Origin of the sequence: Glaciimonas sp. PAMC28666 (genome assembly GCF_016917355.1) — a bacterium.
Classification (GTDB): domain Bacteria; phylum Pseudomonadota; class Gammaproteobacteria; order Burkholderiales; family Burkholderiaceae_D; genus Glaciimonas.
Window position 1 is genome coordinate 4,409,093 of record NZ_CP070304.1, and the last position, 20,984, is coordinate 4,430,076.

The window sequence follows — 20,984 nt, forward strand, 5'->3', positions numbered from 1 at the left end:
TATCTCTTAGCTGATAAGTCTGGCGATACTGAAGGCTGCCGTGGCGGCTAAGCCTCCAACGAGCAGCGTTTGCAGGCCGGATTTTAGTCCACCGGTTCCCGTCACGCTGCCTTTAAGGTAACCGAATATATACAAAGCCAGCAACGTGACCACGGTCGATAGCGTGAGTGCGCTTTGTGTGGACTTCATAAATAGGTACGGGGACAGGGGAATCAGACCACCCACCAGATAGGACAGGGCGATGGTGATCGCACTTTTTCTGGCGGCGTCTGGATGAGGCTCTTCCAGCCCAAGTTCAAAGCGCATCATGAAATCTCTCCAGGCCGTCGGGGTGCGTTCCAGGCCGGCCAGCATTGGCTCACATTCCTGTTTAGTGACACCATATTCGGCCATGATTTCGATCACTTCTCTGCGTTCGCGGTGAGGAACAGTCAAGATTTCTTGCTCTTCGCGGTGGCGCTCAGCGTAGTAATGTTGGCGTTCGGTACGCGCAGCAAGATAACCGCCTAACCCCATGGCGATCGAACCAGCCGCAATTTCAGCGACGCCCGCCGTGACGATAATGTTCATCGCTACCGCCGCGCCGCTGATCCCGGCGGCGAGCGCAAATGGTACAGTCAAGCCGTCCGCCATCCCGATCACGATGTCACGGACGGTATCGCTGGCTTCGAAGTGATGTTCGGTATGAGGAGTCGGCATGGTGTCAGATACCTTTTTCTGGGAGTGGAGTTTTGGTTTTATAGTCGCAGAGATCAGCAATCGTGCAGTTCCAGCATAAGGGCTTGCGTGCGATGCAGGTGTAGCGGCCAAGCAGTATAAGCCAATGGTGCGCATCTTGTTGAAACTCTGCGGGGACCACTTTCATCAGTTTATGTTCGACCACATTTACATCTTTGCCGGGTGCAAGACCGGTACGATTTGAGACCCGAAAAATATGGGTATCAACCGCGATGGTGGGATCTCCGAATGCCGTGTTAAGCACCACGTTGGCGGTCTTGCGGCCAACGCCAGGTAATGCTTCCAATTCTTCGCGGGTACGCGGAACTTCTCCATGGTGGCGTTCAATAAGAAGCCGACATGTTTCTATCGTGTTTTTGGCTTTTGTCCGGAATAATCCGATGGTTTGAATGTAGGGAATCAGCCCATCGACACCGAGCGCCAGGATTTGCCCGGGGGTATTGGCGATAGGGTACAACTTGCGGGTGGCTTTGTTGACGCCGACATCCGTTGCCTGCGCTGAGAGCAGCACCGAGATAAGTAATTCGAAAGGCGAGGTGTACAGCAATTCGGTGGTTGGATTCGGCATCACCGTGCGCAGACGGCTGAAGATCTCGCGACGCTTTTCGGTATTCATAGTACGTCTTTCTGCTTACTGGCAGCCTGATTTGATTCAGCTTGTTCGTTTGCCTGTTGTTCTTTTTTAAGTCTGGCACGCTCTATTGCTGCCTGAATGATCGCTTTTTTGCGTTCTTGTTCTGCTTTCTGCTCAGGACTGTTTGTCACTTCCGCCGCAATAACTTTTAATTTTTCTGCTGCTTTAGCAGCAAGACGGTCGTCATTTTCCTGCTTTTCACGGGTTAACCGAGCGCTCCGGAAATCGTGACGCTGGCGCGCTTCATCCGCTTGTTGTTGGGTCCAAGCGTCCCAGCCAGTCTTGCCGGGAGTGACATCAACCATGCTAATGCAGTCGACGGGACAAGGCGCAACACACAGATCGCAACCAGTGCACAGATCTTCAATGATGGTATGCATTTGCTTGGCCGCACCGATGATGGCGTCAGCCGGACAGGCCTGAATACATAATGTGCAGCCGATACAAACCGCTTCATCGATGACGGCACGTGGGCGCGGGCGTTCGACACCATTGATCGGGTTGAGCGGAATGACAGGGGCGTGCAGCAGTTGCGCCAACCTGTTGATGCCTTGTTGTCCGCCCGGCGGGCATTGATTGTAGAGCGCGCTGCCGTCGGCGATCGCTTCAGCATAGGGACGGCAACCAGAAAAACCGCATTTGGTGCATTGGGTTTGCGGTAGCAGCGCTTCGATACTATCGACGAGTTGGGCAAGCTGGACGGGGGAGGGAATGTTTTTTTTAGACACAGCAGAGAGTAACAACATAAAAGATTCATTATCCGCGTAAATCATCGGAGGATGAAATAGAAAAAGCCACCCTGTTTAAAAGAGTGGCCTTTCAACGTCGGGATAGCGCATCCCGAACGTTGTAAATTCATATCATTATCATTACGCGTTCGTTTTGATAAATTCAGTGATTTTCGGGGCAATCAATTCACGCCAGCGGCGACCGGAAAATATTCCATAATGTCCGCATTTTTCTGCTGTGAAATGTTGCTTCATTGTTTCTGGAATCGCTGAACATAAATCATGCGCGACTTTGGTTTGCCCAGGGCCGGAAATATCATCCAGTTCGCCTTCAATCGTAAATAGCGCAACGGTTTTGATGTCTTGTGGTTTAACGAGTTTACCGTCAATTTCCCACGTTCCCGCCGGCAGACTGAAATCCTGAAATACCGTTTTAATGGTTTCCAGATAATAGTCGACAGGCATATCCAGGACGGCGTTGTATTCATCATAAAACTTACGATGATTTTCGGCGGACTCGTTGTCGCCCTGACGCAGGTGCATATAAAAATCCCAATGGCTTTGCGCATGACGGTTCGGATTCATTGCCACGAAACCTGCATGCTGCAGAAAACCGGGGTATACCTTGCGTCCGGCACCGGGATAATTCGATGGCACGGTATAGATTACGGTATTTTCAAACCAGCTAAACGGCTTTTCGGTGGCCAGATCATTGACTTCCGTTGGCGAAATACGGGCATCGATCGGGCCGCCCATCATCGTCATGCTTTTCGGTAGTTTTGGATCTTTTGCACTCGCCATCAAGGAGATCGCAGCAAGCACCGGCACCGTCGGCTGACAGACTGAGATGACGTGCAGATCGGGGCCTAGCAGACGAATAAAGTCCTGAATATAGAAGACGTAATCGTGCAAATGGAATGCACCTTCGGATTCCGGCACCATCCGTGCATCGGTCCAGTCAGTAATATAAACGTCGTGGTCCTGAAGCAAAACATTGACCGTATCGCGCAACAGCGTGGAATGGTGTCCAGATAAAGGCGCAACCAACAAAACGGTTGGTTGCTTGAGCGCGACAAATTCTTTTTTACTGACGTCTTTTTTGAAATGCAACAGCCGGCAAAATGGCTTCGTTATCTCGACTTCTTCGATAATGGCGATTTCTTTGCCATTAACCAAAGTGGTGTTGATGTCAAAATTTGGCTTTTCGTAATCCTTACCGAGCCGATACATTAATTCGTAGCCCGCGGCGATACGTTGCGCAAAGGGCGCATGGGCCAGTGGAGAAACGGGGTTCGTAAAGAGTTTGGCACTTGTTTCTGCGAACTGTACCAAAGGCGTTAATAGAGAACGACTGAATTCGTGCATGTGATAGAGCATACAAACCTCTTAAGTGACGCTTTGACGGGAACAAGGGGATGACTATGTCGCAAGGCCGCAAGTTGATTTATTTTAATTTTTCGTGTTGCTTTAGTGTTGCTCAGTGACAGGCATAAAAATTGCTGATAGGCAATGTATTTCTTTATCCCATCTGTATTATATAGTGTATCTCCGAATGCATTCGATTCACGGGTTCGGTTGGCCTTCAATGTTGGTATAAAACACCCCTCAAGCGCAACGACTCGCTCCCCCTGAATAGTAAAACATGGTTCTTTGCACCGAGATCTGTGGGCGGGGCTGGTTCGACCTTATTGTTTCGGACTTTAACTGAGCCAAAATTCAGGCTCGGTACCCGAACTTTCGTCTTTGTCCTAACGACAGCCATAACCCCAAAATGATATGTTGAACTCTCTTTTAGCGAGGGAGGAAAAAATTTCCCCCAGATTGATTTTCCTATCTGGCGATCCGACGCATCGAGCTCAGGGGAGTTGCTTCGTTGGAAACGCGTTCAATTGTAAGAAATAAGAAGTAAAAATAATAACTAATAACTAATAACTAATAACTAATAGCTAATAACTAATAACCTAATAACTAATATCCTAATCAGTAAGCATTTCCGTGTCAGCGCTTTTGCCACTCCTCCCATAAGGCGTCCTCTCTTACTTTAACGTGCCATGGAATACCTATGCCGAATACATCCGCTTCCGCTTCGAATCGCTCCACTACGGCATCTGCGGCCCGTCGCATGGTCGTGTCGCCTCACGCAACTTCAAACGTCAGCTCGCACCTTGGACAGGCGGTTAGAGGCTGCACAAATACCGCTATGTCGGCGACAGGCGGCAGGTTACCCACGCACTCAAAACTCCATCGGCCAACCCGTAAAGAGCGAAATGTGGTGAGAGATAACGAAGACCAGAACAGAATCGGAGAATTGCAGGAAATCGGCAGGGGCCTGCTTTCACCGTGGGATCAGAGCATGCCCGTTGCACAACCGGGTTGTAGGGCTTTAATAGCCTCTGCGGTTTTAGGATTTGCTTCGGTTCCGATGACACTGTGGTCACATTACCGCACAGAGAACGGAATGCATTTTCCTGTTATCGATAGGAAAAAGGGCGAGCCGCCTGCGACCACCCCCAATGACGGCAGTCGTACTGCTAATCCGGTTGGAGGTGATAGCACCGCATCAGTGGGCTTAGAGTTGCCAACGCTGAGAAATATCGGCAGCCAGATTGTAAAGTACGGGCAAGAAATGTACGCAAACCTTCCGGCCTTACCAACTTTATTGCAGGGGGTTGCTGCAAATACTCAGATCGAATCGGACCCATTTTGGGCACCGGGCTATCAAGATAAAAAGAAAGATCCCGTTCCCGAGACATTACCCACTGCTAAAACAGAGAGCGAGACCAGTGTCCCTTCCACGTCTGCTGCCCCTTCTATAATTACCATTAACATCGCAACTACATTTTTAGACAAGGACCGGTCCTGGGCACCCATAAAAAAAGAGACGATCCTGAATGGCATTAACGCTTATCAGCGCTGGCCCGCGAATATCCCTCAAGACGCTCGACTCAAAGGGTTAAGAACCGAACGCCCGTGCGATCCGGCACTGAACATTGATCAATTGCTGGATACATTCGGACCGATCATGCCGCGCAAGATGGGCAACGCGGCATTGGTTAATCAGTACGAGTACGCGGTGTTTAAATATGCCATCCACAATCAGTTAGGCCCAGGCGATAACAATTTTTTTTCTAGTGATCCGGCCCGACCACAAGTAGCCCTATCTCAGGCGGTTCTTCAAAGCGATGTTGCACATATATTTTTTAATTCCTTAGGTCACACCTTTTCGTTGTTAGACGCGCAACCTCTGGAGAAACTTGTTCGCGAGAGTGTTGATATTTTTCTGAGAACGAATCCGCCATTGAATACACTTGGCAGTTTTGCTACCAACCTCAAAGTGGATGTGAATCGACGGTTTAATTTTCCCGGCCACGCATTCACTACGGAAGCGCATACGAGACTTACAACGCTTTTGATCTGGTTCGTGGAATCAGAATTGAGTGCTATTGATCCTTTATTCAACACACAAGTTAATGTGAGCGGTGCCGATTTTGGGCAACTGCAATACAAGAGCGATGATGCAGCGTTAATGCGCATTGGAGCAGGATTTATTGCCAGATTTTCGACCAACTATTCGAAGCCCCTGACAACCGTTTTATTGAGAGAGGCAGGACTGCACTGCCTGATTGATCTCACACGGGAGCAATGGCCGTCCACGACCTACGACTCATTGTTGCAATTCAGCAGGGGTCTTCCGCAAAACTCGCCCGGAAAGTCTGGTGCCACCACCGATGAGAAGGTAAAGGTTGCGCTTGCAGCAATGATTGCACCGGAAATGCCCAGAATACAGCTTATGAAGCTGGTCAAAGTAAAAGAGGATTCATTCACTCAGGCGGTCAATGATCAAGTTAGTAACAATGCACTCCATCAAAGGCAATCACAAGACGCGCTGAAAAATCTCATAAGGGCAAAGTTCGATTTATATAGTTACGGACTTGCGCACTTGCCTTTAAGCGATCGCGAGAACTTGATCTGTGAATCCAATAGAAATCTGCTCCGGATCTATACGCCTAAAGTTACTTTATATGAAGCATCCCATGCAGGTGTGGCATATCAAGCGTCGTTCAATGGAACCTCTGGCCTGATTTTAGCGGCCGGGCCAAAGGAGAGTGATGGAAGTATTGACTATTATTTGTTTTCTGAAGAGCGCAGCTGGGGTTCGCCCGTCGTCTCGAAAATTACCGAACAAATACGTCGAACCGGTACCGTTAATCAATATGTTAGCGAAAATCATTTAGCCTTTACCAGTAGCATTCGTTTTCCGTCGACGGATCAAACGGCTTTCGATACCACCGTGTTCTCGGTTTCGGCGACCACTTTGGATGAGATTGCATTTTCGGTGAGCGACGCATTAAGCTATCCACCAGAAATCCATAACGGACTTTCCGTCGTATCCCCATCGCAGCCGTTGAAGCCAGGTCTAGCCGAGAAAATTTTCCATTCGAAGATTTTTTCTATTGGTAAATTCGTGGTTGGCATATTTCCAGGAGGGAATTGCGTTATCGCTGTGCTCGATGTGGCGGAAATGATTGCGTTACCAGCAAAAACAGATGCGGAGTTGATCGAGCAAGGAATAACGTTAGCAGTAGATTCACTTTTTTGCTTCACTGGAATGATTAAATTAGGGGAAACGCGCAATATTATACGTTCGGCCCGCGCTGCTTTTAACTACCGGACGCCGGAGGAATTCGGCGCTGTCAAAGTGGCGAAGCAAGAGGCGGAGCCGCCGAGCGATGTTGCACAACCCATTCTCGCTGATGGTCGGGAGCTAACGGGAAGAGCAGAAAAAGAGATGTCACATCAGGAGCTGCGCTTCAGGACCGGTATTTCCGAATTAGTCGATATCGCGCCCTTGAAGGCACCCACCTTTCCCGATATCATTTCTATTCATGACGACACCTTGAACGTACCGTATGCGCTGCGTCCGGAAGGTCTTATTCAAAAATCGGACGGAGGCCCCGTATTTATCATTATGGATGTGGGTGAGCCTGGAAAAAGAGTCAGTTATCTCTGGAACGAATCAGACCGTCAGCTGGAGCAGCAGACCGATCAATGGCTGAGCGCATATGGCCATTTGATGGATAGAGATCCGAAGGTGCTGGCGCTGTTTATACAGGATCTGACACGGCGTTTTTATTCAAAGCATATCTCAGATACGCTGTACCACAATAAATGCGTTACCGCATTGAATCAACGTCAATATCAAAGTCACTTTGACCATCCTCCGGACGGGGAGGTTAATGGTGTTTATCATGTCGGAGATCGCCGTTACATCAAGATTGTTGATCAATTCTATTTGCTGGCGGAGAAGCAGGTTTCACCTGCAGTTGAGCGTATTGTAGGTCAAGGAATACCGGAAGATCTGCAACTGGATGTGCAGTATGACAGCGCATCCTGGCAGGTAAAGAACAATCATCTGATCAAGCCGTTGCCTCAGCTTCCAGATAGCGTCACTTCTTTTGGTGAAGCTTTGAAAAAGGGCTTTAATTTACCAGAGGGGTGGCAGTCAACCGCGATGTACATCGATAGTCAGAATGGTGATCAATTCATTTTCAGCTTCCAGGATAAGGGCGGGAATACCTTGTATCGCCGCGGACCCGACCGAAAAAATGCACTTGAAATGCTCTCAAGGGAAGAGTTCGACGAAAATCGCTGCGGTAGGGTACGGCGCTCTCCGCAGCCAGGCGGTGCCGCTGCCGGGTGTAGCTCAATGGGCCCGCATATCATACCGCTTTCGCCGGAATCCGCGCGAGCTAGCGCAATAAACCAGCTGGTTGCGTTGGATGTGGAGACGCGTCCTTACTATGAGCGTCCGCTCCTTCGACTTGAAATAGTGCGTGATGTCGAAACAATCAATAGGCATTTCCAGGAAAATTCCGAACTTCGGCAACGTGCCTTCGTTTTACTCTCGCGCATGGAAAGTAAGCCTACCTTAGTGTTACCACGCGCAATCCAGGAAATGGGAACTCTTATGCAGGGCAGGGTTGCAGTGCCCGCTGAAACGTTAAAAAACCTGACTAATTTTTGGGAAAGTATCCAGCGGCAAATAGCCAAGGAATCTGCTGATGGCCTCCGCGTAAATGATCCCGCTTTACAAAAGATTTGCCAGATAGGTTTACAGCTCTGTATGAAACTGCGCTCGTACAATGCTCTGGGTGATACCTATACGTCAAAAGTACGAAAATTAAATCAATTGAATTATGATTATGAGTCCCGGTTTCTAATCCCACAGCAGAGAGCGAGTTCCCGGCTTTGGAAAACCATTTTTGGTCCAGTCTTTACATCGCAATTCGCCACTGCCCAAGGCTGGACATTTGAAACCCACGCCAAAGGTATATCGCAAATCCGCGAAAAATATGGCGTGGAAGTTGCACACGATATTAGCTATGCTTACGCTGACAGTCATGAACTCGCAGGGGATTTAGTCGATTGGTCGAGAGCCGATCCGGCCGCATTTTGGAGACAAATATCTTCCTTTTTTCATGTTTCCGGTGCGCTGTCGCCTCCGGCCCAAAATCTATTAGTACGCACTTTGTCTAAATTCGAGCAATGTGCCCATCCTCAAAAAATGGATGCGCTGCGGGTTATTTCTCCAGCAGTCAGCCCAGATGGAATTCAGTATCGATACAGTCTGCAAGAACATGCAGAAGGTATCCCTCAGGAAGCGTCGTTATTTGGAAATGTCGTGTCTGCTTATACGTATGAAGGAGGTAAAAACCAGGGAAAGATCTATTTGACCACCACAACTTTTTTATCACCCACCAGTAATGCAGCTGAGTTGCAGGAAACGCTGCAGCATGAGTTGTCGCATTTGGCAATACCGAAAAGTGCAGACGAAATCTATCTCAATACAGATAGATCAAAATTTGGCCATTATTCGGCCGGTGCACTCGGTCGCCAGGCTGATGTAATACTCGATTCACAAGAGGCGTTTTTGAAATATATCGAGGATAACCCTGCTCAAAAGAGCGGCTTTCTACTGCATTGCAAAGTCCACTTACCTGGCACTCTGAGGACGTATTTCCCAGAGGGGGTAGAAGGGACTTCTATCGATAAATCGCGCTTCAGGGCCTTCGTTATCGCACTCTTCAAAGGTCCCCCCGACATAAAAATCAAGGCGTTCCTGATGCCGGATATATTTGTCGCATGGTTTCAGCATATGGCGAAAGGGCTACCAAAGTCAGCCTCCCCCGTGAGTGCTGGCGCTGAGCGAAGACAAAAGCGTGAGGCATCAACGATGGCGGTAGAGGCTGAGATCGAGAGGCTTCTGGTACGTGACGCGTTTGAGACGATCAGACGGGAAGAGGTATAAATACTTCGATGTAATTACGCGATTTTCAAACAAAACGACCGAACTCTTGCATCCGATAAATCCTCTAAATTCATCATCCAGGGTTGCCAATGTCCGCTTTCTTCAACTGTCGATCACCGGCAATCATGCCCGATCGAACCAAAAAAACGCAAGCCAACACAACGTAATTTGTCGATGTGCGCTTTATTTTTGCGACATCTGAATATAGAAAATTTTACTAAAAAACCGGCCGTGAGGGTCGGGATCCATTTTTTGTTATCCGAGAAGACCGGTGTATATACGAAAAAAAGAGCAATGATCTGGATGCAAAAGAGTTGACCAGCTAGTCCCACTTTCGTCTTGGTCCTAGCGACAGGCAGAAGTTTTAATGATATTTTTTGAACTGCTTGTTTTAGCTGGCTTGGCTAACTATCTGATTCGGAGCACCGTTCGTGCGACGCTAAACCAGGCATTAAGTCAATCAATAGGCGTTGTTCATTTTGTCGATGATTATTTGCTCTCAAAAAGAACGCGAATCATCATTACTTTATTACCGAATTTAGTCGCCGCCTCCATCGTCAACGAAACAAGGGATGCTCGTGCCTAACACAATTTTTAATTCTGCCAATTGTTCCGCTGCCGGTTACGCAGCGAGTCGCCTGCCGATGTCCCAACATTCGACATCTTGCGCTAAATATCCTTTGCGCAAAGCAGTCAAAGGCTGCACCGGTACTCCGACGTCGGCGGCGAGCGGGAGATCGCCACACTTCGCAAACTCTCACCGGCTAACACGGAAGGAACGAAATGCAAACAGAGATAACGAAGAGCAAATAAGAACGGGTGAGTTACTAGAAATTGGGAAGCATTTATATTCGGGCGGTTGCGTCAGCACGCCCAGCCACCAATCGGACTGTAGGGCAGCGATAGCCTCTGCCATTCTGGGATTTGCTTCTGTTCCGATGTCATTGTGGTCGCATTACCGTGCAGAAAACGGCATGCAATTTCCCGTTATTGATAGGAAGATCGGAGTGCCCAATTCACCGGTCCAGGATGATAGCAATCATCCTGGACACTCGGTGCAGGGAGACGGCGCGCAGCCGATTGGTTCGGCCTATTCCACGTTGGCGGATATCGGTGAAAGAATTCTAACGGCAGGGCAGGAAATGTATGCAAACTTTCCGGCCTGGCCAGGTTTGTTGCCAGGTGTTGCTGCGGACAGCGAGATCGATTCAGACCCATTTTGGGCACCGGGCTATCAAGAAAAAAAGAGAGACCCCGTTCCCAGAATTTTTAGCTCGACCACAGCAGCGCCAACGGTACCCGCCTTTTCTCCAATTACGTATTCCGCAGATTCGTTTTTAGACAAGACTGCCGCCTGGCATTCGATCAACAAAGAGACAATCTTGAATGGCATAAGTGCCTACCAGCGCTGGCCCGCCCGCATTCCCCAAGACGTGCGACTCAAGGGCATGAAACTCGAACGTCCCTTGGATCCCTCATCCAGTATTGACCAGCTGCTAGACACGTTTGCTCCGATAATGCCGCGCAAGATGGGCGACGCAGCATCGGTCGATCAGTACGAGTACGCGGTGTTGAAATACGCCATACACCATCAGTTGCGCCCGAGCGAGGGTGATTTTTTTTCTAGCGATCCGTCCCGACCGCAGGCAGCGCTGCAACAAGCAGTAATGCAAAGCGACGTATCGCATATATTTTTCAACTCGTTAGGGCAAGTATTCCCGCTTGTGGACGCGCAATCCTTAGAAAAATTGGTACGTACGAGTAGCGCGACCTTTCTAAGTACCAATCCTCCATTGAATACATTCGCGAAATTTGCCGACGGCATAAAAATGGACGTCGATCGGCGGTTGAATATTCCGGGCCACGCGTTTACAAAAGCCGAGCGCGCCAGATTGTCTACGCTCGTGTCCTGGTTTGTTGCGTCAGAGTTGGGGGCCTGTGATCCTTTGTTTAACTCGCGGATTGAGAAGGGATATCTTGATTTTGATCAGACGCTCTACCAAAGTGATGACGCCACGTTAATGAGCATTGGGGCAGGTTTTATCGCGCGATATCCCGGAAAGCCGTCGACAACTCTGACGCCGGCACTATTGCGAGAGGGGGGGATGCATTGTTTGATCTATCTTTCCTCAAAGGAATGGCCACCCAATACCTATGCGTCCCTGACGCAATTAGGCACAAATCTTCTCCAACATTCGAAAGGTATTCCCAGCGAAGCTGCTCCCGACAACGCGACGTCCGCGTTAGCACATCTGATTGCGCCCGTGATGCAGAAGATCCGCCTCATGAAGGTTGTCAGCCTGCGCGAAGAAGAATTCGTCAACCGGGTAAATGAACGCGACCCTAATGCCGCACTTCATCAGGCGCTGTCCCGAGATGCGCTTAGTGCAGTAACAAGAAGTAAATTTGATTTATACAGATTCGGCCTGGCGCAATTACCGATAAGCGATCAGGAGAACCTGATTCGATCAAGTAATCGAAATCTGATAAAAGTATATACGCCTAAAGTCACCTTATATGAAGCGGTGCACTACGGTGTTGCCTATCAAGCTTCGTTCAATGGCACTTCAGGCTTGATCTTAAAGTCAGGATCCGAGGACAGTGAGGGCGGCATTGATTACTATTTGTTCTCCGAAGAGCGCTGCTGGGGTTCGCCGGTGGTATCTAAAATAACCGAGAACATACATCGGGCGGGAGGCATCAATAAGTACGTTAAGGAAAATCACGCGGCGTTCACCCACGGTCTCGGCTTTCCTTCTGCGGATCAAACGGCATTTGAGACCAATTCCTTTTCGATCTATGCAACAACCCTGGACGAAATTGCCCTTTCTGTAAGCGGATTACAAAGCAACTATCCCGCACAGATACATGAAGGGATTTTCGATGTGCGCCAGCCACAGCAGCCCTCCCCCAATTTAGCAGAGAAAATTTTTCACTCGAAGATTTTTGCAATTGGAAAATTCGTTATTGGGGTTCTCCCCACAGGCAGTTGCGTAATCGCCGTCCTTGATATCGCTGAAATGATCGCGTTGCCGGCAAAAACAGATGCAGAACTCGCGGACCAAGGGCTAACGTTAGCAGCGGACGCTCTTTTTTGCTTTAGTGGAATGGTTAAATTAGGTGAAACTCGAAACATTATACGTTCCGTCCGAGCCGCCTTTAACTTCAATTCGCCTGAGGAATTTGCTGCTGGCAAAGCGGCTAAACCCCCACCCGAAAAGTCGAGTGAAATAGAACAGGAGTTCGGATCGCTGGACGGCGCCCCAAAGCTGGCGTCGGGTGAGTCGCTCAGCACGGCAACACGAGGGTTAGGCTTCAGAAGCGGCCTTTCCGATTTTGTCGATACACCATTAACAACAAGTGGCGTTCCCGATATCATTTTTATCCGTAAAAACAGGTTAGAGGTACCATCCAATTTGCAGCCAGAGGGCCTCATACAAAAATCGGCCGGCGGCCCACTATTTTTGGTTTTGAACGTCGGCGATTCTGAAAAACGGGTAAGTTATCTCTGGAATGAATCGGAAAGACAACTGGAACGCCAAACCGATCAGTGGCTTAATGCTTATGGCCATCTGATGGATCGAGATCCAAAGGCATTGGCGTTGTTCAGGCAGGATCTACTGCGTCGTGCTTATTCAAAGCATATCTCGGATATGTTGTACAACAATAATTGTATAAACGCGATACAACAACACGAATATCAAAGTCATTTTGACCATCCCCCGGTATCGCTGGCTGATGGTGTCTATAGCGTTGGCGATCGCAGGTATATTGAAATTAACAAGCAATTCTACATGCTTGCGCACAAGCCTGAATCGGCTGCGGTTGAGCGAGTTGTCGGGCAGGAAATCCCGAAAGATCTGCAACTTGATATGCGATACGACGGCGGGAAGTGGAATGTAGTGAGCAATCATTTAATCAGTCCGGTAAGTCAACTACCGAAAGTTATTACCACCTTTGCAGATGCTTTGAAGCAGGGTTTCAACTTACCCGAAGGGTGGCAGGCAACTGCGATGTACGTCGACAGCGAGAATATCGATCAATTCATTTTCAGTTTTCGGGATAGTGACGGGAATACGTTATATCGCCGCGGGCCGGACCGGAAAAATGTGTTCGAAATGCTCTCCCACGAAGAGTTTGAAGAAATTCGTTGCAACCGGGCGCGACGTTCGCCGCCTGATGGTGCCCGCGCAGGGTGCCGCACGATGAGCCCGCATATAGTGCCGTTGTCGTCAGAGTTCGAACGCGCAATTGCAATAAAGCAGTTGGTTGCGTTAGATGTTGAGACACGTCCTTACTACGAGCGTCCACTTCTGCGCCTTGAGGTGGTACGAAACGTCGAAAAAATCAACGATCTTCTTGAGGGAAATCCAGGCCGAAAGGAACAAATCGTTGATCTTATTGCGCGAACGAAGAGAAAGCCAGTCCTGGAGCTGCAACGTGCACTTCAAGGGATGGGATATTTGATGCAGGGCCGCGTTCCATTACTTAACGAAGCACTATTAAATCTGACCGATTTTTGGGAAAAAATCCAGGCACAATTAACGAAAGAATCGTTCGGAAGCACAGTCGTACGAGACCCCGAACTGCAAAAGCTCTGCAAAATAGGTCTTCAGCTTTGCGATAAATTGCGATCTTATAATATTTTGGGCGAGACTTATACGGCCAAAGTAAAAACATTAAATCGATTGAGCCATGACTACGAGTCCGAGTTCATTACGCCAAAGCAAAAGGCGAGCGCGCGACTGTGGAAAACCGTGTTTGGTCCCGTTCTCACGTCAGGCTTCCAAAAAGTGCGTGGCTGGACCTTCGAAACGCGCGCAAAAGGTTTATCGGAAATAAGCGAGCTATACGGCGCGGAGGTTGCGTACGATATTCAATCCACCTACACCGACAGTCATCAACTTGCCGGGGATATGGTCGAGTGGTCCAAAAATGACCCCGCCTCATTCTGGAAACAGGCGTCCTCCTTTTTTCACGTTTCTGACGCGCCTTCGCCCATTGTTATGGATTTATTAGCACCAATATTGTCGACATTTAAGGAATGTGCACACCCAGAAAAAACGGACGCCCTGTGTGTTATTTCCCCTGCAGTCAGTCCAGACGGAATACAGTACAGATACAACCCGGAAGAACATGCGGAAGGTATTCCCCAGGAAGGGTCACTGTTCGGCAACCTGATTTCTGCATTTACGTATGAACAGGGGAAAAAGAGAGGGCGGCTCTTTTTGTCGACCGCAACATTTTTATCACCCACTACCAACTTGGCGGAACTGCAGGAAACGCTGCAGCATGAGTTATCACATTTGGCGATACCAAAGAGCGCCGACGAATTTTATCTTAATTCAGACCGATCAAGGTATGGCCATTACTCTGCCGGCGCGCTCGGTCGCCAGGCAGATGTGATACTCGATTCAGCTAACGCTTTTTTAAAGTACGTAGAAGATAGCCCCAAACAAACGATCGGTTTCCTGCGGCATTGTGATACACATCTGCCGGCTTTGTTAAAGATCCATTTCCCGGAGGGAATTGAAGGACATGCCATCGATAAATTACGCTTCAGGCACTTCGTTATCGCAATCTTTAAGGGTCCCGCAGAAATAAAAATAAAGGCGTTTATGATGCCGGATATATTCGTTGCGTGGCTGCAGCACATGGCCAAAGGACTGCCCAAAATCGATGCCGAAAATGTTGCTGGCTCAGGCGGGAGACAAAAGCGTGAATCCTATCTGAACGCGATGGAAGCACCGGTAGGAAAACTGTTGGTGCGCGAATTGTTTGAAGTGATCAGACACGAACAGGTTATAGCCAACGGGAGTAAGAAAGGTACGAATGCTTTTTAAGTGCAAGGTAAATATTTGACTTCAGCGGCTCTTCCTGCCGGAGAAAGAAGCCGACCAGAAGTGGCTGGCTTCGGTTTTGGTGAGATGCCGTCTTGCACGACAAATAGTGTACGCATTTTTTTCGTCTTGGTCCTATTGGAAGCGCCCATTCTTTAATCCCAGTCCCATTCTTTATTTTGCTGAATACCCCTAAACTTCGCCTCATTAAACAGGTAGAAGCAAGCGATAGGGAAGGGCGTGCCATGAATGTAGAATCTGTAAGGTTGCTTATTAAACTTCAGGTATTTATTGATAGCGGACTTGATGAGCGGAGAGAGTGCAAAAGCCGTGCGCCAGAAATCAAACAGGAGTCGCTCACAAGGTTGCATGTAAAAGGTGCTTGCATAAAATCCTGGTTTTTACGTATGGCAATCGACAAGACCCCAGAGTATCTGCGCATTTCTGCAGCGTTAAGGCAAACCGAGGCTTATTCGATGGTGTCGTTTCTACTGCGGGAAGGCGGGCAGGGTGAAAAGCTCAATATGTTAAGCGCTCGCTATGGCGTCTCCACATGTCACTTTCGAAGATTGTTTCGCTCTGGACTTGGTAGTAGTCCGAAATCCGAGCTTAAGGGGTGGCAACTTGCGAAGGCTGTGCTGGCAGTAATTGAAGATAGACGGTCTATAACCGACGCTGCGATGGCACACGGATACGCCTCGTCCTCTCATTTTTCCAACGAAGTCAGAAAGTCGGTCGGTTTCAGTCTGACGCAGCTATTTGACGCTAACGCTCGCATCAGTGATAAGAACAAGGAATTGATGTGATTGTATTGAAACACCGCATCAATTTTAAACAATTATTTAAGCAACTATTGATAGCAATGAGCCTGATGCTAATTAGGCCAGCCTTTGGGTTGGAAGTTGGCAAATTAGCTGATGTGCCACGCTACGTTGCACATCAGGAAAACCTGCGATCTTTCTTCGGTGGGATCTCGTCGCATTTGGGTAAGCCAATTATCGTCAGCAAACTGGCAGCTTCCAAGCAAGTTTCCGGAGAATTTAATCTTCTTGCGAATGACATTGTTAACGCCGTTAGCAAGCAGATGGGATTAATTAATTACAGCGACGGACAGGCGATTTATGTCTACGATGCTTCCGAAACCAGAAATAAGATCATCACTTTGCAAAATATAGGGTTAAATGAATTAACTCATTTTTTACAAAAATCCGGCCTGGCAGATTCACGTTACCCATTGCGTAGCGACGGGGTTGATACGTTTTACCTCTCTGGACCCCCCATCTATATCGACTTAGTGTCGGAGGTTGCAACATTTATGGACGGTCGGGTTACCAATCGACAGCATCTTCATATCGAAGTTATAAAGCTCAATAACACCTTTGTGACTGACCGATCTTATACCCGGCGTGACGACAGTATTATCATTCCCGGTATAGCCACAGTGGTAAGCAAATTGCTAGACGGTATTTCAAATGAGGTCAGTTTCGAGGTCCAGAAGGTGACTAGTGGTTTGCCGCTCCCGGATTCGCCCATCGAACCGCTCCCTTTGCCTACTGACGTCAAAACGATGACAAAGGCGGAAACAATCTCGCCCCCGGAAAACACAAAAATCATCGCTTATCCCGAAACGAACAGCCTGTTAATAAAGGGAACGATCGAACAGATTAAGCTTGTTCGTAACCTCGTTAAAACGTTGGACGAAAAAAAGAGGCAAGTGGAGCTTGCGCTTTGGATAGTCGATTTGCAGAAGGATGATCTCGATCGCCTTGGCGTGAACTGGCAAGGGTCGTTATCTATTGGCAGTCAATTTGGTGCAGGGTTTAATCGCGGCATTCACGTTCCCGCGATTGCAAGTGTAGAGGGAATGCAATTTGTAGCTTCGATTATGGCTTTAGCGCGTGATAATAGAGCGCAAATAGTCTCTCGGCCAGTCTTGTTAACGCAAGAAAATACGCCTGCGATGTTTGATAATAGTCGCACATTTTATACGCCGCTCATAGCTGAACGTGCTGTAGAGCTCCAGCACGTAACCTATGGCACGTTAATCCATATGTTGCCGAGGTTCACCACTACCGACGACGTGGAGCTTTCTCTTAATATAGAAGATGGAAACGAAGTCGCTCAGGCCGACGGCGCGTTGGATAGCGCACTTCCGACAGTAGGTCGGACAAAAATAAGTACCGTCGCAAGGGTCCCAAAAGGAAAAAGCCTGCTTATCGGCGGCTATACGCGCGGGGAAAGCGGAAACCAATTGGAGAAAATCCCGGTATTGGGTGACTTGCCTTTTATAGGGGGGATTTTTCGTTATCGGCAGTCGCATAACAAAAATACGGTGCGCGTTTTTCTCATCAGACCGCGCGAGATAGATGATGGCATTGATTTTGGTATAAAAAATATAGACGAAGAAATCGAATTGGAAGCCTTAATTCATCGATTGGACAGAACGCAAGAAGTTGGTCGATTTGAGAAGGAGAATTTCTCCTATGGCAATTAGCTCAACCTCCGGGCCAGCGATTGCGGCATTGTTTCAAGCACAAACGCGTCAGAAAGAATCAACAAGATCTGCCAGTGAAGGAAGCCCACAACAAATCGAATTTGGCAATGAGGATGAACAGACCCCTGCTGCGCTTCAGCAAAAACTAATGGACATGGCAGATGAAATGGCTGGAGTCGCAGCACAGTTTCGTAGTCGACGCGAATTGGAAAAAAAAGGCAACTTGTCGGGCGAAAACTTTGAACGCGTTCTAGAAGAAGATGCAGTGCCCAAGGCAAAAAAATTGATTGATGTGTTATCAATAGATAACGGTCGGATTGACCTGCTGATGGCGCGTGCCCGGGGTTTCTTTCCTGACGATAGTGATCTTTATTTGGTTCTCAAAGAACTGTTAAAAAGAAAAGAATTATCCCAGATTCAGCGCAAAAGACTGGAATCGTTGCTAGCGCAGGTGAGCAAAACGGCAGACAAAAAAATGCTACTAGCCGGGATTAACTGCGCTTTAAAAGCGCGCTTGTTCGGCGCAACCTTAATGTTGAAAGCTTCGTTTTTGAGAACAACATACCGTCGCTTTTTGCAAAACGATATGCCTCCCGTCGGCGACTATGAAGAATGGATCGCAAGCTATGGCTACAAAGAACGACATACGGTACTCAACTTTGTTGAGGAATCACTACGAATTGATATTCAAGCCGAAAATCCGAGCTGCGATCTTCTGGAGTTCAGTAACCTGGGCGCGCACATGCTTAAGATACGTCTGCTGCGCACCGCCGATCAAGAATTTGTAATGTTTCTGTTGAGCGCAAAGTTGGTAATACCACACCAGGAAGAAGAGGCGGACTGGCTATTGTTGTTATGTCGTATCGTGAGGAACGAAATATCCATGTCTCAACTGCTGAGTGAAGCATTCGGCACCGCATGTGTACTGCAAGCCAGCAAGAAAACGTCTGTTTTGCTAAACGCGGTAAGAAGCGCCTACAAGCTGTTGCCGGACGCGTTGTTTCAAAACGAACGTGATCCGGAAGATGCAGTCGCTGCATTTGATCGTTTGATCGATGCAATGTATGCCGCAGAGTTATTGGAGCAACGAGGGATCACGCTTTAGAGCTAGCGCCACGATTATGATCTCTTCATCACTCAAAAATATCAAGGCACATCCGGAATTAATCATTGTTCTGTTGATGGTGATGATCATCGCTATGTTGATTGTCCCGTTGCCGATGTTTCTGGTCGATTTTTTAATTGGGCTCAACATAGTCATTGCGATCCTATTGTTTATGGGATCGTTTTATGTCGAAAAAATATTAAATTTCTCCACTTTTCCTACGATTCTTCTCATCACGACGCTCTTTCGATTGTCGTTATCCATCAGTACCAGTCGGCTCATTCTCACGGAGGCAGACGCGGGTGAAATAATCAACACCTTTGGACAGTATGTCATCGGCGACAGCCTGATTGTCGGCTTCGTCATTTTTTCCATCATTACGATCGTTCAGTTCATCGTTATTACGAAAGGTTCAGAAAGGGTCGCAGAAGTGGCAGCACGTTTCTCACTCGACGGGATGCCGGGAAAACAGATGAGTATTGATGGAGATCTAAAGGCCGGCGTGATCGACGGAGATGCTGCGAAAGAGCGCCGCAGCATCTTAGAGAGAGAAAGCCAGCTTTATGGATCGTTCGACGGCGCGATGAAATTTATTAAAGGCGATGCAATCGCCGGCATCATCATCGTCTTCGTTAATTTGATTGGTGGGATTGCTGTGGGCGTAACACAGCACAACATGGATATGGAGACTGCGCTCCAGACGTACACTATGTTGACTATTGGCGACGGACTGGTGGCCCAAATTCCAGCTCTATTGATTTCAATCAGTGCGGGATTGATCGTCACACGCATTAACGGCGATGACTCCAATCTGGGACGCAATATCATGGGCCAATTATTAGCGAAACCTTTTGCTGTGGGGATAACTGCCGTATTGGCGGCAGCGGTCGCGTTCCTTCCAGGTTTTCCTGCGTTTGTGTTTGTTGGACTTGCAACGCTACTGGGAGGATATCTTTATATTCAATCCCGTCGAAAAGTCGGCATAACTCCGAAAGTGGATACCTCCCCATTGGATCAAGACGCAGATAAAAAAAATGACGATCAATTGGGGTTGATTGCCGATCTGGACAAAGTCGCTACAGAAACAGTCACTTTTATATTGCTGGTACCTGAGGAAAAAAAGAACGAATTTATAGATAACCAGCTTGGTCAACGGCTGCGGAGCCAATTCTTTATCGATTATGGGGTGCGTCTACCCGATTTCTTAATTCGTAGCTCGGAGAAAATGAAGCCAGACCATTTGGTATTGCTTATAAATGAGATCCGTACTGAGCAGCTACGTATTCGCTTTGGAAAAATACGTCTGGTCCAAATGTCCGAGGAGATCGCGCATCTCGGCATTGAGGTTCAAATAGATCAAGATACGGCTGGAGAGGACTGCTATTGGGTGGAACCACGCTGGAAAGCAGAGTTGATGGGTTTAGGTTTCCAGATCCGTAGCGCACAAGACGAATTGTATCAATGCCTCGCAACAGTTCTGGTGAAGCATGTGCCGGAGTTTTTTGGGATTCAGGAAACCAAAAAAATGTTGGATCAGACTGAAAAACTAGCGCCCGACCTTCTCAAGGAAGTGTTACGTAACGTCACGGTTCAAAAGATCTCAGAAGTGTTGCAACGGCTTTTATCTGAAAGAATTTCTGTACGTAATTTCAAGCTTATTTTAGAAGCATTAGCGCAGTGGGGTGGTCGGGAAAAAGACGTGATTGCACTAGTTGAGCATGTACGTGGTGCTATGGCGCGCTATATCTCACACAAATTCGCAGTTTCCGGTCAATTGCGCGTAGTGATGCTTTCGCCTGAGGTTGAGGAGCAAATTCGAAAGGGTATTCGGCAGAATTCTAACGGTGCGTTCCTTAATGTAGAACCGTCTGTTACAGAAGAAATTATGGATAAATTTGCCTTGCTGTTCCAGGAGTTTCCGATTGCTCAAAAAGATTTGGTCGTATTGACGAGCGTCGATGTCAGACGTTTCGTTAAGAAGTTGTTAGAGACGCGCTTTCGAAATCTCGACGTGATTTCGTTTGGGGAGGTCAGTAATCATGTCGAAGTTAATGTGGTCAAGGTCATCTAAGACCGCAACGAACAGCGTCACTCGTTCGAACACGATTTCGAATGTCGAGATAAACCATAGTTGGC

General features: G+C 48.1%; 12 protein-coding genes. 7 read left to right on the forward strand and 5 right to left on the reverse strand.

Annotated features, from left to right (window positions below):
- Nucleotides 1-6: 6 nt before the first annotated feature.
- From JQN73_RS18775 to JQN73_RS22660, 5 genes are all read right to left on the reverse strand, one after another.
- Nucleotides 7-699 carry a VIT1/CCC1 transporter family protein gene (locus JQN73_RS18775; RefSeq protein WP_205320470.1) on the reverse strand — a complete coding sequence of 231 codons (693 nt, stop codon included), beginning with the start codon at nt 697-699 and terminating at the stop codon, nt 7-9.
- A 4-nt stretch (nt 700-703) separates the two neighbouring features.
- Entirely contained in the window at nt 704-1,354 is a 651-nt protein-coding gene (gene nth, locus JQN73_RS18780) for an endonuclease III (protein WP_205320471.1), read from the reverse strand.
- Entirely contained in the window at nt 1,351-2,118 is a 768-nt protein-coding gene (rsxB, locus tag JQN73_RS18785; protein WP_205320472.1) for an electron transport complex subunit RsxB, read from the reverse strand. The genes nth and rsxB overlap by 4 nt, the downstream gene beginning before the upstream one ends.
- A gap of 123 nt (nt 2,119-2,241) precedes the next feature.
- The gene (locus tag JQN73_RS18790; RefSeq protein WP_205320473.1) at nt 2,242-3,477 is read right to left on the reverse strand and encodes a polyhydroxyalkanoate depolymerase; all 1,236 of its coding nucleotides are present in this window, start codon (nt 3,475-3,477) and stop codon (nt 2,242-2,244) included.
- Nucleotides 3,478-4,098: 621 nt separating this feature from the next.
- The gene (locus tag JQN73_RS22660) at nt 4,099-4,224 is read right to left on the reverse strand and encodes a hypothetical protein (protein WP_255542192.1); all 126 of its coding nucleotides are present in this window, start codon (nt 4,222-4,224) and stop codon (nt 4,099-4,101) included.
- 229 nt (nt 4,225-4,453) lie between these two features.
- On the opposite strand from JQN73_RS22660, the gene JQN73_RS18795 reads away from it, so the two are divergent.
- From JQN73_RS18795 to JQN73_RS18825, 7 genes are all read left to right on the forward strand, one after another.
- Complete coding sequence (locus tag JQN73_RS18795; protein ID WP_205320474.1) at nt 4,454-9,409, forward strand: hypothetical protein; 4,956 nt, start codon at nt 4,454-4,456, stop codon at nt 9,407-9,409.
- A gap of 367 nt (nt 9,410-9,776) precedes the next feature.
- Nucleotides 9,777-9,995, forward strand: coding sequence for a hypothetical protein (locus JQN73_RS18800; RefSeq protein WP_205320475.1), 219 nt, complete (start codon nt 9,777-9,779; stop codon nt 9,993-9,995).
- 388 nt (nt 9,996-10,383) lie between these two features.
- Entirely contained in the window at nt 10,384-15,252 is a 4,869-nt protein-coding gene (locus JQN73_RS18805; protein WP_205320476.1) for a hypothetical protein, read from the forward strand.
- Nucleotides 15,253-15,494: 242 nt separating this feature from the next.
- Nucleotides 15,495-16,055, forward strand: a complete 561-nt coding sequence (locus JQN73_RS18810; protein ID WP_205320477.1) for a helix-turn-helix domain-containing protein — start codon at nt 15,495-15,497, stop codon at nt 16,053-16,055.
- The gene (gene sctC, locus JQN73_RS18815) at nt 16,052-17,743 is read left to right on the forward strand and encodes a type III secretion system outer membrane ring subunit SctC (protein WP_205320478.1); all 1,692 of its coding nucleotides are present in this window, start codon (nt 16,052-16,054) and stop codon (nt 17,741-17,743) included. The genes JQN73_RS18810 and sctC overlap by 4 nt, the downstream gene beginning before the upstream one ends.
- Complete coding sequence (gene sctW, locus JQN73_RS18820) at nt 17,733-18,848, forward strand: type III secretion system gatekeeper subunit SctW (protein WP_205320479.1); 1,116 nt, start codon at nt 17,733-17,735, stop codon at nt 18,846-18,848. The genes sctC and sctW overlap by 11 nt, the downstream gene beginning before the upstream one ends.
- Nucleotides 18,808-20,919, forward strand: coding sequence for an EscV/YscV/HrcV family type III secretion system export apparatus protein (locus tag JQN73_RS18825; RefSeq protein ID WP_304607791.1), 2,112 nt, complete (start codon nt 18,808-18,810; stop codon nt 20,917-20,919). The genes sctW and JQN73_RS18825 overlap by 41 nt, the downstream gene beginning before the upstream one ends.
- Nucleotides 20,920-20,984: the final 65 nt, after the last annotated feature.